Source organism: Mesorhizobium sp. P2_F5 (assembly GCF_056403715.1).
On the sequence record NZ_JBFUEY010000037.1, the window covers coordinates 61,145 to 75,752 of the forward strand.

The 14,608-nt window shown below is 63.5% G+C and carries 16 protein-coding genes and 1 pseudogene; 11 read left to right on the forward strand and 6 right to left on the reverse strand.

The annotated features are described in order from the left end of the window. Window positions 1–188: 188 nt before the first annotated feature. The 3 genes from AC1DYO_RS30600 to AC1DYO_RS30610 are packed head-to-tail and all read left to right on the forward strand — an operon-like array spanning window position 189 to window position 3,389. Window positions 189–1,058 carry a carbohydrate ABC transporter permease gene (locus AC1DYO_RS30600; RefSeq protein ID WP_477268200.1) on the forward strand — a complete coding sequence of 290 codons (870 nt, stop codon included), beginning with the start codon at window positions 189–191 and terminating at the stop codon, window positions 1,056–1,058. Beyond that, complete coding sequence (locus AC1DYO_RS30605) at window positions 1,055–1,879, forward strand: carbohydrate ABC transporter permease (RefSeq protein ID WP_023668609.1); 825 nt, start codon at window positions 1,055–1,057, stop codon at window positions 1,877–1,879. The genes AC1DYO_RS30600 and AC1DYO_RS30605 overlap by 4 nt, the downstream gene beginning before the upstream one ends. Window positions 1,880–1,901: 22 nt before the next feature. Further along, window positions 1,902–3,389, forward strand: coding sequence for a M81 family metallopeptidase (locus tag AC1DYO_RS30610; protein WP_477268202.1), 1,488 nt, complete (start codon window positions 1,902–1,904; stop codon window positions 3,387–3,389). Window positions 3,390–3,536: 147 nt separating this feature from the next. Here the strand turns inward: AC1DYO_RS30610 and AC1DYO_RS30615 are convergent, their stop codons facing one another. From AC1DYO_RS30615 to AC1DYO_RS30640, 6 genes are all read right to left on the reverse strand, one after another. Then, on the reverse strand, window positions 3,537–5,591 hold the full coding sequence (locus AC1DYO_RS30615) for a M3 family metallopeptidase (protein ID WP_477268204.1): 2,055 nt from the start codon (window positions 5,589–5,591) through the stop codon (window positions 3,537–3,539). A gap of 93 nt (window positions 5,592–5,684) precedes the next feature. Next, complete coding sequence (locus tag AC1DYO_RS30620) at window positions 5,685–6,098, reverse strand: nuclear transport factor 2 family protein (protein ID WP_477268205.1); 414 nt, start codon at window positions 6,096–6,098, stop codon at window positions 5,685–5,687. Between the two features lie 90 nt (window positions 6,099–6,188). Then, window positions 6,189–6,833 (reverse strand): carbonic anhydrase, encoded by a 645-nt coding sequence (locus AC1DYO_RS30625; RefSeq protein ID WP_477268207.1) that lies wholly within the window; start codon window positions 6,831–6,833, stop codon window positions 6,189–6,191. A 284-nt stretch (window positions 6,834–7,117) separates the two neighbouring features. Next, window positions 7,118–7,876 carry a DUF429 domain-containing protein gene (locus AC1DYO_RS30630; RefSeq protein WP_477268209.1) on the reverse strand — a complete coding sequence of 253 codons (759 nt, stop codon included), beginning with the start codon at window positions 7,874–7,876 and terminating at the stop codon, window positions 7,118–7,120. Further along, window positions 7,873–8,757, reverse strand: coding sequence for a pyridoxal kinase PdxY (pdxY, locus tag AC1DYO_RS30635; protein ID WP_477268211.1), 885 nt, complete (start codon window positions 8,755–8,757; stop codon window positions 7,873–7,875). Before pdxY ends, AC1DYO_RS30630 begins: the two co-directional genes overlap by 4 nt. Window positions 8,758–8,764: 7 nt before the next feature. Beyond that, the gene (locus AC1DYO_RS30640) at window positions 8,765–9,016 is read right to left on the reverse strand and encodes a hypothetical protein (RefSeq protein WP_477268213.1); all 252 of its coding nucleotides are present in this window, start codon (window positions 9,014–9,016) and stop codon (window positions 8,765–8,767) included. A gap of 236 nt (window positions 9,017–9,252) precedes the next feature. Between AC1DYO_RS30640 and AC1DYO_RS30645 the strand changes: the two genes are divergently transcribed. From AC1DYO_RS30645 to AC1DYO_RS30680, 8 genes and pseudogenes are all read left to right on the forward strand, one after another. Next, complete coding sequence (locus tag AC1DYO_RS30645) at window positions 9,253–9,891, forward strand: LemA family protein (RefSeq protein WP_477268230.1); 639 nt, start codon at window positions 9,253–9,255, stop codon at window positions 9,889–9,891. A 216-nt stretch (window positions 9,892–10,107) separates the two neighbouring features. After that, entirely contained in the window at window positions 10,108–10,923 is an 816-nt protein-coding gene (locus AC1DYO_RS30650) for a TPM domain-containing protein (RefSeq protein ID WP_477268215.1), read from the forward strand. 49 nt (window positions 10,924–10,972) lie between these two features. After that, window positions 10,973–11,440: pseudogene (locus AC1DYO_RS30655) on the forward strand (TPM domain-containing protein); the annotation flags it as partial. Between the two features lie 51 nt (window positions 11,441–11,491). Continuing rightward, window positions 11,492–12,385, forward strand: coding sequence for a TPM domain-containing protein (locus tag AC1DYO_RS30660; RefSeq protein ID WP_477268217.1), 894 nt, complete (start codon window positions 11,492–11,494; stop codon window positions 12,383–12,385). A 5-nt stretch (window positions 12,386–12,390) separates the two neighbouring features. Beyond that, window positions 12,391–13,029 carry a TPM domain-containing protein gene (locus AC1DYO_RS30665; RefSeq protein ID WP_477268219.1) on the forward strand — a complete coding sequence of 213 codons (639 nt, stop codon included), beginning with the start codon at window positions 12,391–12,393 and terminating at the stop codon, window positions 13,027–13,029. 167 nt (window positions 13,030–13,196) lie between these two features. Beyond that, the gene (locus AC1DYO_RS30670) at window positions 13,197–13,703 is read left to right on the forward strand and encodes a GNAT family N-acetyltransferase (RefSeq protein ID WP_192254914.1); all 507 of its coding nucleotides are present in this window, start codon (window positions 13,197–13,199) and stop codon (window positions 13,701–13,703) included. A gap of 129 nt (window positions 13,704–13,832) precedes the next feature. Next, a complete protein-coding gene (ppa, locus tag AC1DYO_RS30675) occupies window positions 13,833–14,366 on the forward strand; it encodes an inorganic diphosphatase (RefSeq protein WP_454577626.1) in 534 nt (177 codons plus the stop codon). A gap of 36 nt (window positions 14,367–14,402) precedes the next feature. Beyond that, window positions 14,403–14,608: hypothetical protein (locus tag AC1DYO_RS30680; protein ID WP_477268222.1), on the forward strand; the 206-nt coding region annotated here is incomplete at its 3' end.

Consider the following 14,608-nt stretch of genomic DNA (forward strand, 5'->3'; position numbering starts at 1 on the left):
CGACACCTCTCCCCCGATCGACGGGGGAGAGGAAAGGCCCCTTCCGCAACTGCTGCGGGGGATGGGCAGGCAGGTGAGGGGCAGCGCAAACGCCCGCAGGACATCCTGAAGCGCTGCCTTAGGCCGATATGCAAGATTGATCCGAGCTGGCGTGCCAGCGTCACTGAACCGCGGTACGAAACCGGCCAATGCAAAATCGTTTCTTGCCCTATCTGCTGACCTTGCCCAGCCTGCTGCTGGCGGCGGTGGTCATCTTTTGGCCGGTCTGGGACCTGATCCAGATCTCGACGCATGATGTCAGCCGCTTCGGCCAGTTGCGCGACTTCAACAATTTCGCCAATTATTCCGCCTTCCTCGCCGATCCGGATTTCCTGGCAGCGCTTTGGCGCACCGGTCTGTGGACGCTGCTGGTGGTCGGCGGCGCGCTGCTGTTGTCGGTGCCGGTGGCGATGATCCTCAACACCGATTTCTACGGCCGTGGCATTGCCCGCGTCATCATCATGCTGCCCTGGGCGGTGTCGCTGACGATGACGGCGGTGGTCTGGCGTTGGGCGCTCAACGGCGAAAGCGGCATGCTGAACTCGGCGCTGATCGGGCTGGGCCTCATTCATGAAAACATTCAGTGGCTGGCGCGTGCCGAGACCGCCTTTCCGATGCAGGTGCTGATCGGCATTCTGGTCACGGTGCCGTTCACGACGACCATCTTCCTCGGCGGCCTGTCGTCGATCCCCGACGATCTCTACGAGGCCGCGGCGCTGGAAGGGGCGACGCCGCTGCAGCAATTCCGCGAGATCACCTTTCCGCTGCTAAAGCCGTTCATCAACATCGCCATCGTGCTCAACACCATCTACGTCTTCAATTCCTTCCCGATCATCTGGGTGATGACGCAGGGCGGGCCGGCCAATTCGACCGACATATTGGTCACCCACCTCTACAAGCTGGCCTTCCGTATCGGCAAACTGGGCGAGGCCTCGGCGGTGTCGCTGCTGATGTTCGCCATCTTGCTGATCTTCACCATGATCTATGTGCGCCTCGCCATGCGGGAGCAACGCGCATGACGCCCAAGCTGAAGCGCACCATCATCGCCTGGCTGCTGCTGTCGCCGCTGCTGGTGGTGACGATTTTTCCGTTCGCGGTGATGTTCCTGACCGCGGTCAAGCCGCGACAGGAAGTGCTGTCGCCGACCTGGTGGCCGAGCGAGTTCCACTGGTCGAATTTTGCCGACATGTGGGTGGCGACCGGCTTTGGCCAGGCGCTGGCCAATTCGCTCTATGTCTCGGTCATCGCCACGGTCGGCGCCATCCTGATTTCGGTGCCGGCTGCCTACGCCATGTCGCGGTTTCGTTTTGCCGGCTATGGCGCCTTCCGCCAGTTCCTGCTGATCTCGCAGATGATCTCGCCGATCGTGCTGGTGCTCGGCCTGTTCCGGCTGATGGCGGCCTGGGGGCTGATCGAATCGACCACCGCGCTCGGCGTCATCTACATGGCCTTCAATGTCGCCTTCACCGTGTGGATGCTGCAGAGCTATTTCGACACCATCCCGCGCGACCTCGAGGAAGCCGCCTGGATGGAAGGCGCCGGCCGCTGGCTGACCTTGCGCAAAGTGTTCCTGCCGCTCTGCCTGCCGGCGATCGCGGTCACCGCCATCTTCACCTTCATCAATGCCTGGAACGAGTTCGTCGTCGCGCTGACCATGCTGCGCAGCCAGGAAAGCTACACGCTGCCGATCCAGGTGTTCTCGCTGGTTGCCGGCCGCTACACGATCGAATGGCACCATGTGATGGCGGCAACGCTGCTGGCGACGCTACCGGTGGCGATCCTGTTCATCTGGCTGCAGCGCTATCTCGTCCGGGGGCTGGCGCTCGGGGCGGTTAAATAGCGTAGCTGTCTACGGAGTTTTCATGCGCATCTTCACCGCCTCGCTGGCGACGGAAACCAACACCTTCTCGCCGGTGCCGACCGACCGGGCCTCATTCGAGATGGCCTTCTATGCTGGACCGGGCAAGCATCCGGACACGCCGACCCTGTGCTCCTCGCCGATGGTCGCCCTGCGCCGGCGTGCGGCGGCCGACGGGCTGACTGTCATCGAAGGCACCGCCACCTGGGCGGAACCCGGTGGCCTCGTGCAGCGCCAGACTTACGAGGCGCTGCGCGACGAGATTCTCGACCAGTTGAAGGCAGCGCTGCCGGTAGATGCCGTCATTCTCGGCCTGCACGGCGCCATGGTGGCGCAGGGCTATGACGATTGCGAAGGCGATCTGCTTGAGCGCTTACGTGCAATGGTCGGGCCGGATGTGGTGGTCGCCGTGGAACTCGACCCGCACAGCCATCTGACACCGAAGCGCGTCGCGGCCTCCAACATCATGGCTTATTTCCTCGAATTTCCGCACACCGATTTCTACGAACGCGGCGAGCATGTCGTCGAGCTCGGGCTGGCGGCGGCACGCGGTGAGATCAAGCCGGTGATTTCGACCTTCGACTGCCGCATGATCCAGGTGCTGCCGACCAGCCGCGAGCCGATGCGCTCCTTCGTCGACCGCATCAAGGCGCTGCACGGCAAGGATGGCGTGCTGTCGGTCTCGGTCGTCCATGGCTTCATGGCGGCGGACGTGCCGGAAATGGGCACCCGCGTCCTGGTCGTCACCGACAATGACAAGGCCAAGGGTGATGCGCTGGCAGAGAAGCTCGGGCGCGAGCTCTACGCCATGCGCGAGAAGACGGCGATGACGATGCTGAACACCGCCGACGGCATCGCGCGGGCGCTTGCCGTGCGCAAGGAAAACCCGTGTAAACCGGTGGTCATCGCCGACATCTGGGACAATCCGGGTGGCGGCGTTGCCGGCGACGGCACCGTGGTGCTGCGCGCCATGCTGGAACGCGGCATCGACAATGTCGGCGTGGCGACGATCTGGGACCCGATCGCCGTCACCTTCTGCCAGGCCGCGGGCGAAGGCGCCGTCATCGACCTGCGATTCGGCGGCAAGGCCGGCCCGCTGGCCGGCGAACCGATGGATGCCAAGGTGCGGGTGCTGAAGGCGGTTCCGGAGGGATGGCAAAGTTTCGGGCCGAGCCGGGTGACGCTCGGGCCGACGGCGCTGGTACGCATCGAAGGCACCGAAATCGACATCATCCTCAACACCAACCGCACGCAGACCTTCGAGCCGGATATTTTCTCCAACATCGGCGTCGATCCGATGAGCAAGGACATCTTGCTGATCAAGTCGACCAACCATTTTTACGCCGGCTTTGAACCGATCGCGGCGGAGATTATCTATCTGTCGGCGCCGAGTTCGTATCYGAGCAATCCGGCGGTGACGGATTACAAGAAGCTGACGCGGCCGGTGTGGCCGAGGGTGGCGGATCCGTGGAGCAGTAATCTCCCCCCTTGAGGGGGAGATGTCGCCAAAGGCGACAGAGGGGGTTGCCTCGCGTGGAGTGCCGACCTTCATCTGCCGCAGGAGGTCGAGCCCGGTCGGACCGACCCCCTCTGGCCGCTTTGCGGCCATCTCCCCCTCGAGGGGGGAGATAAGCTGGCGCTACACCAATCCCCGCTTCACCATCATCGCTTCCGGCGAAGGCATCTTGCCGCGAAACGCGGTGTACAGCTCCTCCGGATCCTTCGACCCGCCGGCAGCGTAGATGTTCTTCCGCAGCCGCTCGGCCAGCGCCGGGTTGAAGGGGTCGCCGGTCTCCTCGAAGGCGGCGAAGGCGTCGGCGTCGAGCACTTCCGACCACATGTAGGAATAGTAGCCGGCTGAGTAACCGTCGCCGGAGAAGACATGGCCGAAATGCGGGGTGCGATGGCGCATGGCGATGGTGTCGGGCATGTGCAGCGTCTCCAGCGTATCGGCTTCGAAGCCGAGCGGCTGGTCCGGTGCATCCGGCCGCGCGTGATAAGCCATGTCGATCAGCGCCGATGCGGTGAACTCGACCGTCGCGAAGCCGGCGCCAAAAGTGCGGGCCGCCAACATCTTGTCGAGCAGCGCCTTCGGCATCGGCTTGCCGGTCTTCACATGCAGCGCATGCTTTTCCAGCACAGCCGGCACGGTCAGCCAGTGCTCGTAGAGCTGCGAGGGCAGTTCGACGAAATCGCGGCTGACCGAGGTGCCCGCTACGGACGGCCAGGTGACGTCGGTCAGCATGCCGTGCAGCGCGTGGCCGAACTCATGGAACAGGGTCTTGGCCTCATCGACCGAGAGAAGGGCGGCTTCGCCCGCCGGCGGCTTGGCGAAGTTCATGATGTTGTAAATCACCGGCTTCGAGCCGTGACCAAGCTTGTAGCCGGATTTCAGCGCGCTCATCCAGGCGCCGGAACGCTTCGAGGACCGGGCAAAATAATCGGCAAGGAACAGGCCGCGCTCGCTGCCGTCGGCGTTCTTCACCACGAAGGTGCGCGCATCGGGCTGCCAGGCGGTAATGCCCTTCTTTTCCTCGAAGGTGATGCCGAAGAGTTTCGTGGCGACGTCGAAGCAGGCGTCGATGACGCGGTCGAGCTGCAGGTATGGCTTCAGCTCCGCCTCGTCGAAAGCGAACTTTTCGGCGCGCAATTTCTCCTGATAGAAGCGCCAGTCCCAGGCGGCGAATTTCTCGTTGCTGCCGACCGCGGTCGCCAGCCGCTCCAGTTCCTTCTGGTCGGCCGCTGCCTTCTCCAGCGCCTTTTCCCACACCGGGTCGAGCAAATCGTGCACGGCCTTCGGCGTCTTGGCCATGGTGTCGTCGAGCTTGAGCGCGGCGAAGGAGCCGTAGCCGAGCAGCTTTGCCTTTTCGGCGCGCAGCTTCAGCATATCGCGCACCACTGCGGTGTTGTCGCTGGCGCCGCCGTTCTGGCCGCGCATGGTGAAGGCGCGGAAGGCGGTTTCGCGCAAGTCGCGGCGTTCGGAGAAAGTGGTGAACGGCTCATAGATCGAGCGCGACAAAGTGACGGCGTAGCGGCCTTTCTGGCCGCGCGTCTCGGCTGCCTCGGCCATCGAGCTCTTCACGAAGTCCGGGAGACCGGCAAGGTCGGCATCATCGAGGAACAGCGCCCAGTCACGCTCGTCGGCCAGCACGTTCTGGCCGAAAGTGGTGCCAAGGGAGGACAATTCCTCGCTGATGTTGGCCAGCCGCTTCTTGCCGTCGGCGTCGAGTTTGGCGCCGGATCGGACAAAGCCTTTCCAGGTCTTTTCCAGCACCCGCAGCGTCTCGGCGTCGAGCTTCAGCGTCTCGCGGCGCTGGTAGAGATCGTCGATGCGGGCAAACAGTTTCTCGTTCATCGAGATCGCCGAGAAATGCCTCGACATCTTTGGCGAAATCTCGCGCTCCAGCGCCTGGATCGCATCGTTGGTGTGGGCGCCGGCCCGGCACCAGAAGATCGACGAGACATGGTCGAGCGGCTCGCCGGCAAGTTCCAATGCGGCCAGCGTGTTCTCGATGGTCGGCGCGTCCTTGTTGCCGGCGATGGCGTCGATTTCGGCCTCATGCGCCTTCAGCGCCGCGTCGAACACCGGGGAAAAGTCGCCGTCGCCGATGTTGGCGAAATCGGGCAGGCCGAGCGGCCCTTGCCATTTGGTCAAAGGATGGGCGGCGAGATCGACGGTTTTCGTGGACGACATGATTGCTCTTTCGATGATTGGCAGGCGAGGCGGGCTGACCCGATGTAGGGCGATGCCTGGCGCGGCGCAACAGCGCGGCCGTTCAAGCTGGCGTCAGAAGCCGTCGCAATTTTCCGCGATCGCCGCTTGCGAACTGGCGGTGATGCGGTTGCCGGCGACGGCGAACGTCTCCTGCATCAGCATGTCGTTGTTGGGGAAATCATAGCAGGCGATGACCGTGGTGACGCCAGCCTCGCTCTTTTCGATGCGGTGGCGGATCGCGGCGCCGGCAACCGCTCCCTTCCATTCGTCGATCGAGGCTATGAACTCCTGCTTCGACTGCACGACGCCGAGATCGTCGAGCTTGATGCGGACGTCGTCGGCGAGCAGGTCCGACAATTCGGTGCGGTCGGCGACCAGCAGTGCGGAATACCAGCGGTCGATGATGGCGCCGTCATCGGCGCGGGCAGGGGCGAGCGAAAGCAGCAGCGCCGCCACGGCGAAAACGATCGAATGGCGATCCCGCATGACTGCCTCCTCCTATTTGACCATGATCTCCGGACAAAACGGTTCCCGTTTTGTCTGAGAAAACCGGTGCCCACTTTTCGGGATCATGGTCTACCCCAAATCCGGCCGCTCGAAGTCGCCGGTGTCCTTGTTCATCACCCAAAGCTCGCCGGTCGAAATGTCGAACCAGGCGCCGTGCAGGGCGAGCCGCCCCTTGCCTTCGAGGATGGAGACGCAAGGGAAGGTCCTGAGATTGGCGATTGAATAGCGGATGGAGATGCGCTCCAGCGCTGTCTGCCGTTCCGCCGCCGTCATGAAGGTGCTCGACGACACGGTTTCGGCAGCCGGAGCGATCAGGCTCATCCATTTGCCGATGAAGTCGCCGGGCGACAGCGGCGCCGAATTGGGGTCGAGCGCGGCGCGGATGCCGCCGCAGCGGCCATGGCCCATCACCACGATGTTCTTGACCTTGAGGCTCTGCACGGCGAATTCGAGCGCAGCCGAAGTCGAGTGGAACTCGCCATCCGGCGCATAGGGCGGCACCAGATTGCCGACATTGCGCAGCACGAAGAGTTCGCCGGGGCCGGCGTCGAAGATCGCTTCCGGAGCGGCGCGGGAATCGCAGCAGGCAACGATCATGGTTTCGGGCGCCTGCCCCTCTCGAGCGAGTTCGCGATAGCGTCCGCTCTCGCTGAGATAGCGGCCGTTCATGAAGTTGCGGTAGCCGTTGAGGAGGTGTTCGGGGAGGTGGGGCATGGGCGGCGTCTTGACCCTTTCCGGGTTGGATGCGGCACGGTCCATCGACATTCAGGTGAGGCCGGCCTGCGAACGGCCGATGCCTGCGCTTCCGGTGCTCACGTACTGAAGTACGCTCCGCTCCGGTTCTCGGCATCAGCCATTCTCGACTCGGCCTGACCTGAATCTCGACAGACCTAACTCTGAAAAAAGGCTCTAACGGCAAAAGTGTGTTGCGGGCAATGCCGAATTGCGGATGGCTCCGTCGCAAAGCGTCATGCGGCGTGCATGGCTCGCGGCCGGCTTTACGCCCAAATCGCGACGGGAATGCCGAAACGGTCGGCAAGCGGCGGATCCGGAAACGACCTTGCCTCGCCGCTGGCGATGCGCGCGGCGATCAGCATCATGGCGGCTGCGTCGAGGAAATCGTCGGCGGCAGCACCTTTCGGCGGCGGCCTGTCGAGAAAGTCCCTGACATAGCCGTGTCGGCACAGCAGTGCCTTACGCTCCTCCATTCCCGCTGGATTGACGGCGCCCTTGATCTTCTTCGGCAGCGTCATCGGTTTTCCGCCACTCAGCCGGCAGAAGGCGACTTCCGGATGCGATTCGAAGACACGGCTCCGCAAATCGGGACGCGCGATCAACAAAGCGTCGATCTCGCGGATCTTGGCAAAAATGCCGAAGGCCTGGATCGAGACCCCGCGCGGTGGGTCGGAGGTCGCCTTTGCCACCTCGCTGGCGCGGCGATGCGCGGCATACCAGGCTTCAATCGTGGTGAAGTCATTGGTGTCGGCATAAAGGGCGGCGCGCGAGGGAATGGCAAAGACGCTGGATTGCCTCGCTCCGAGCAGCGGCCGAACCAGCGCTTCCGGTCCGCGCCCGCCTCTTTGCGAAAAATCCGGCAGGCCGATGGGCATGTCGACGGCCACGATCGCGTCTGCCGGCAAGGCGTCGAGCAGGGCCGCGAAGCTTGCGAAGACGCAGACCGACGGCGCAGTGCCCGGATCGCGGTGGACGACGATCCAGCCGGCCTTGCAACCGTCGACGCCGACGGCCGAGGTCACGCCCGGCGGTCTCGCCCCGGATGTGTGAGGTGGCGCAGCTGTACCATGGCCATCGGGTGCGACAGGCTTTGGGCATCGGTTTCCAGCTGCAATTCGTCACCGCCGCGTTTGGCCGTGCGCGCCAGGATTTCGTAGACTGCGGCCGTGGTCGACTGCAGTGCCTTGATCGGCGGCTGCCCCGACAGGATGCGGGCGAGATAGACGGCGGCCGTCAGGTCACCCAGCCCATTCGGCGGCTTGTCGATCAGGCGGTGTTCGGCCAGCAGCGCCTGGTTGGCGTCGAGCAGCAGATTGCCGGTGCCGCCGGTCATCATCGACGGCGCCGACGTCACCAGCATGGTTCTTGGGCCGGCATGGAGGGCAGCTGCAATGACCGATTTCAGATCGGGCAAGGGCGCGCCCGCCATCCACTCCAGCTCGTAGCGATTGGGCGTGGCAATGTCGGCGATCGGCATCAGCCGGTCGCGCATGGCGGCGGCCGTCGGCTCCGGCACGTAGAGCCCGCCGGAATCACCCATCACCGGGTCGCAAATATAGACCGCGTCCGGCGTCTTCGCCTTGACTGCTGACACCAGCGAAGCGACGGCCTCGGCCTGGCCGGCCTCGCCGAGATAACCCGACAGCACGGCGCCGACCTCACCCAGCCAGGGCGCTCGCTCGAGATCGGCCATCAGCGCCTTGAACTGGTCGAGCGGCGGCACGATGCGCGTCGCCCGGCCATGGCCCGGATGCCAGGGCAGGATGACCGTCGGCACCGCCCATACGGGGAAGCCCAGCGTCTCCAGCGCGAACACGGCGGCGCGGTTGCCGACCGAGCCGCGGGCGACATGGCTGGAAATGACGATGACCGCGCGCGGCGCGTCGGCTTTTTCGCTGTTCATGGAATTCCTAGCTGCCCCGGGAGACGTAGTACACGAGCCAGATCAAAAGGCCGAGGGCGACGAGGAGCCCAAGCGTTCGGCCGATGCGGGTACCCCAGACCTCGATCGGATCGGAGCGATCGGCCTCGGCGGCGGTAACGTGATCGCGCGCGCCTTTCGCGGCACGCGCAATGAACGACGTGCCGCCGAGGCCACCCTCGTTGGCCACGCGCTCGATAATGCGGCGCGATTCGCTGTCTTCGTCGCGGCGTTCCGCCATGATCCTGTCCTGTTCCACGGCGACCATACCGTGTTCGTGCGGGCAATCACAGGGCCTCTCGGGTGCATGAGTGCGCGCCAGCCGCAGACATTTTCTTGAGCGCGGATTGTGCTAGATCAGGGTGGAGCATGATCTCTGGACAAAACGGGTTCCCCGTTTGTCCGTGAAAACCGGTTCCCACTTTTCGGGATCATGCTCTAATGCTTCGCATGCAACTTCTGTCGAGGGACCACACCATGTTTGCCCAGCGCCTTGCTCCACCGCTTCCCTTCCGCAGCCTGCCCGCCGTGCTGATGATGGCCATCGTGCTGCCGCTGCTTGCCGGCTGCGGCTACAACACCATCCCGACGGCGGAGGAAAATGCCAAGGCGGCGTGGAGCGAGGTGCTGAACCAGTATCAGCGCCGTTCGGACCTGATCCCCAACCTGGTTGAGACGGTCAAGGGCTATGCGGCGCATGAGAAGGACACGCTCGATGCGGTGGTCGAGGCGCGCGCCAAGGCGACGCAGATCACGGTGACGCCGGAAACGCTGAAGGATCCCGAAGCCCTCAAGAAGTTCCAGGATGCCCAGGCAGGGCTGACCAGTGCGCTGTCGCGACTGATCGCGGTGTCGGAGGCCTATCCCGACCTCAAGGCCAACCAGAATTTCCTGGCGTTGCAGGCGCAGCTCGAAGGCACCGAGAACCGGATCGCGGTGGCGCGGCGCGACTACATCCTGGCGGTCAAGGACTACAATCTGACGCTGAGGACCTTCCCCTCGGTGCTGTGGGCAACCTTCTGGTTCCGCAGCAACGAACCCTTCGCCAACTTCACCGTCGATGAAGACAAGATGCAGCCGCCGAAAGTCGATTTCGGCACGAAGCAGGGCGGCTAGCTGGCGGAGCCATTTCGAGCTTCAGTATCAATCCTGACGAGACGGACCGCAGGCGTGTCCACACCCCCCTCTGTCCTGCCGGACATCTCCCCCTCAAGGGGGGAGATCAGCTGTTATCTACGCTTTCGCAAATCTCGGGCGTCTAAAGGGGCGGGCCAACGACAAAGCTGCCAATCTCCCCCCTTGAGGGGGAGATGCCCGGCAGGGCAGAGGGGGGTGCGACGGATCGCCAAACTCAGTGTCCTTGGCCTACTTCTCTGTCTTTTGGTTCCCCTCACCGCCTTCGCCGCCGATCTCCCCGCGCTGACCGGTCGCGTCGTCGACAATGCCGGCATCATCGATGCGGCGACCGAGGCGGCACTCACCCAAAAACTCGCCGACTTCGAGACAAAAGGCTCCGACCAGATCGTCGTCGCCACGATCCCCAGCCTCGACGGCGAGGAGATCGAACCCTATGCCAACCGGCTGTTCCGCTTCTGGAAGCTCGGCCAGGGCAAGGAAAACAACGGCGTGCTGCTGCTGGTGGCGCCGAATGACCGCAAGATGCGCATCGAGGTCGGCTATGGGCTGGAAGGCACGCTGACCGACCTGCACACCAGGCTGATCATCGAAAACGACATGGTGCCGGCGTTTCGCGCCGGCGATTTCTCCGGCGGGATTTCCAAAGCCGTCGACGACATGGTGATGGTGCTCGAAGGCAATCCGGAGGAACTGGAGGCGCGCGGAAAGCGCAATGAGCAACCGCCCATCGACATGGACAATCTGTTCTTCACCGTCTTCATAACCATCTGGGCGATCATCTTCTTCGGCAGCATGGCGGCCTCCATCCTGCCGCCGATCTTCGGCAAGAAACTCGGCCCCGGCCGCTATCGCTGGCTGGGCATGACATTCGAGCCAGGCCGGCGATCATCCAGCAGCGGCTGGTCTTCGGGCAGTTCGGGCGGCGGCTGGTCGTCAGGTTCAAGCAGTGGTGGCGGCTTTTCAGGCGGTGGCGGTTCGTCCGGCGGCGGCGGCTCCTCGGGAAGCTGGTGACGAGATGACCACACGCATCATCAGTTCCTGGCATGGCCGTCTCGTCGCAATGACCGGCGCTGCCTTGCTGGGCCTGGCGGTGTTGCTCGTCGGCTTCGCAGCGCTGGCGGCGGAGTTGCCCGTACTCACCGGTCGTGTCGTCGACAATGCCGACATCATCGACGCCGCGACCGAGGCGGCGCTGACGCAGAAGCTGGCGGATTTCGAGACCAAAGGCTCCGACCAGATCGTCGTCGCCACGGTTCCCAGCCTCGACGGCGAGGATATCGAACCTTACGCCAACCGGCTGTTCAACTTCTGGCAGCTCGGCCAGGCGGGCAAGAACAATGGCGTGCTTCTGCTGGTGGCCAGGAACGACCGCAAGATGCGCATCGAGGTCGGCTATGGGCTGGAGGGCGCGCTGACCAATTCGCACGCCACATGGATCATTGAAAACGACATGGTGCCGGCCTTCCGCGCCGGCGATTTCTCCGGTGGCCTTTCCAAGGCCGTCGACGACATCATCAAGGTGCTCGAGGACAGTCATGGCGCTTGAGGGCAATCCGGAAGCGTTGGAGGCGGTGTCAATATGATGATGCCCATCATCAGCCCCTCCAGGCGTTTCGCCGCCGGTGCGTTGTTTGCCCTGGCGGTGTTGATCTTCGGCTTTGCCGCCATGGCGGCGGAGTTGCCCGCGCTCACCGGTCGCGTCGTCGACGATGCCGGTATCATCGACCCCGCGACCGAGGCGGCGCTGACCCAGAAACTGGCCGACTTCGAGACCAAAGGCTCCGACCAGATCGTCGTGGCAACGATCAACAGTCTCGACGGAGAGGAGATCGAGCCCTACGCCAACCGGCTGTTCCGCTTCTGGAAGCTCGGCCAGGCCGGCGAGAACAATGGCGTGCTTTTGCTGGTGGCGCCGAACGACCGCAAGATGCGCATCGAGGTCGGTTATGGGCTGGAAGGCACGCTTACCGACCTGCACACAAAACTGATCATCGAAAACGATATGGTGCCGGCTTTTCGTGCCGGCGATTTCTCCGGCGGTATTTCCAAAGCCGTCGACGACATGGTCATGGTGCTGGAAGGCAATCCCGAAGAGCTGGAAGCGCGCGGCAAGCGCAATCCGGCCGACAACAGCGCGCCCATCGATCCCATCGTCGCGATCTTCCTGATTCTGTGGGCGACGATGTTCTTCGGCGGCCTGGCGATGGCTTTCCTGCCGCCGATCTTCGGCACCAAGCTGTCGCCGGGCGTGTATAAATGGCTGGGCATGACTTTTCGCTATGGCCAGGGACCGAGGGGATCGTCTTCGGGTTCAAGCAGCTGGACAACGAGTTCGTCGTCAGGCTGGTCCTCGGGCAGTGGCTGGTCGTCAGGAAGTTCGGGCAGCAGCTGGTCGTCGGGCTCAAGCAGCGGCGGTGGGTTTTCAGGTGGCGGCGGTTCGTCTGGCGGTGGCGGGTCTTCAGGGAGCTGGTGAGAGACATGGCAACACGACCGATCAGCCCGCAGGACCATGAGCGCATCGCCACCGCGATCCGTGCCGCCGAATCGAAAACCGACGGCGAGATCTACTGCGTCGTCGCGCATGCCAGCGACGGCTATTTCTTTCCGGCCGCCTTCATGGCGACATCCGGCATGCTGATCGTCAGCCTGGCCGTCGCCTATGGGCTGGAAGCCTGGTGGCTGTCGATCCGGCTGCCGCATTTCGTCATTGTACAGCTGCTGGCGCTGGCCTCGGTGCTGGCGCTGTTATGGGCGCTGCCCAATTTGCGCATCCATCTGGTGCCGCGCCGGCAGCGTTACCAGGCAGCACATGACAATGCGCTCAGGCAGTTCCTCGCCCGTAACGTCCATCGCACCACGGCGCGCACCGGCGTGCTGGTCTTCGTGTCGATCGCCGAGCGCTATGCCGAAGTGGTCGCCGACTCGGGCATCAACAGCAAGGTCGGCCAGCATGTCTGGGACGGTGTTATCCGCGACCTCACGCAGCATGCCGGCGACGACCGGCTCGCCGACGGCTTCGTCAAGGCGATCGAGCAGGTCGGCGCGGTGCTGGCCGAGCATTTCCCGGTTACGTCGGGCGATGCCAACGAGCTCGACGATCATCTCGTAGAGATATGAAAAGCCAACAAACGCACCTGAGCCGGACGCCTAGCCGCCCGGCCGAGGGCGTTTTCGAGCAGGCTTTGCCCGATGTCAGCAAGTGTCGGGATCGGCTGTGAGAAAGCGGTTGGCGGGCTGGCCTCGACTCTTGCAATCGGTCGACGCGGGTTTATGGTTAACAAATCATGAAGACCCTAAGCATCGACATCCGGAAAGCCGAACCGCGCGACGCTGGCGCCATCGCCGACGTGCATCAGCAGGCTTGGGAGGGCGCCTATTCCGGCATCATCCCGCATCGCTCGCTGACCTCGATGATCAACCGTCGCGGCGCCGACTGGTGGGCGAACGCTATCCGCCGCGCTGCCACCGTGCTGGTGGTTGAGATCGGCGGCACCATTGCCGGCTATGCCACGATCGGCAAGAACCGCGCCCGCGAGCTGAAGCAGCAGGGCGAGATCTACGAGCTTTATTTGCGTCCGGAGTATCAGGGCATCGGGCTCGGCAGCCGGCTGTTCAAGGCGGCGCGGGCACGGCTTGCCGACCACGGGCTGAAAGGCATGGTGGTGTGGGCGCTGGAAGACAACCAGAACGCGCTTGCCTTCTATGCCGGCGCCGGTGGCCGCGATGTTGCCGAAGGCGTCGAGATTTTCGAGCAGAGGGCGCTGAAAAAGGTCGCCTTCGTCTGGGAATAACGAGCACCGCCTCGGTTACAGCCCATTCACAAACTGTGCACTTCCATGAGCGCTCCGTACCAATCGCCGCATTGCGCCCTTGCGCTTCGCCCGCTATCGATCTTGGAAATCGAGAGAGGGATTTGAGCCATGCGCATTGAAGCCATTGCCAGCGGAAAGAACCCGCCTGAGGACGTCAACGTCATCATCGAGGTGCCGATCGGCGGCGAGCCGATCAAATACGAGATGGACAAGGAGGCCGGCACGCTGTTCGTCGACCGCTTTCTGCATACCTCGATGCGCTATCCCGGCAATTACGGTTTCGTGCCGCACACGCTGTCGGGCGATGGCGACCCGATCGACGTTCTGGTCTGCAACACGCGCGCGCTGGTGCCGGGCTGCGTCATCAATGTGCGCCCGATCGGCGTCTTGATCATGGAAGACAATGCCGGCCAGGACGAGAAGATCATCGCGGTGCCGTCGCCAAAACTGACGCTGCGCTACGAAAACGTCACCGAGTATACGCAACTGCCCGAGATCACCCGCGACCAGGTCCAGCACTTCTTCGAGCACTACAAGGATCTCGAGCCCGGCAAATGGGTCAAGATCGAAGGCTGGCACGATTCCAAATACGCCAAGAAGATGATCGTCGACGCGATCGCACGGGCGAAGGCGGCTAAGTAGACGGCGGAACCGGCTTCGCTTCCTTCGAGTTAAGCGGTGGTATCTTTCAAAACACTGGCGCGAGGCACCCCCCTCTGGCCTGCCGGCCATCTCCCCCACAAGGGCAGGGGAATCGCAGATAAGTTGATTGGCTATTGCCAAGCAGCAAAAGAAGGATTCTGGAGAGGCTTTCTCGAAGCAGAGGAGGCCGCAGTGCCGTTGGTTTTGTCGATCCTGCGAGAAGTACGCGATCCGCGCGACAT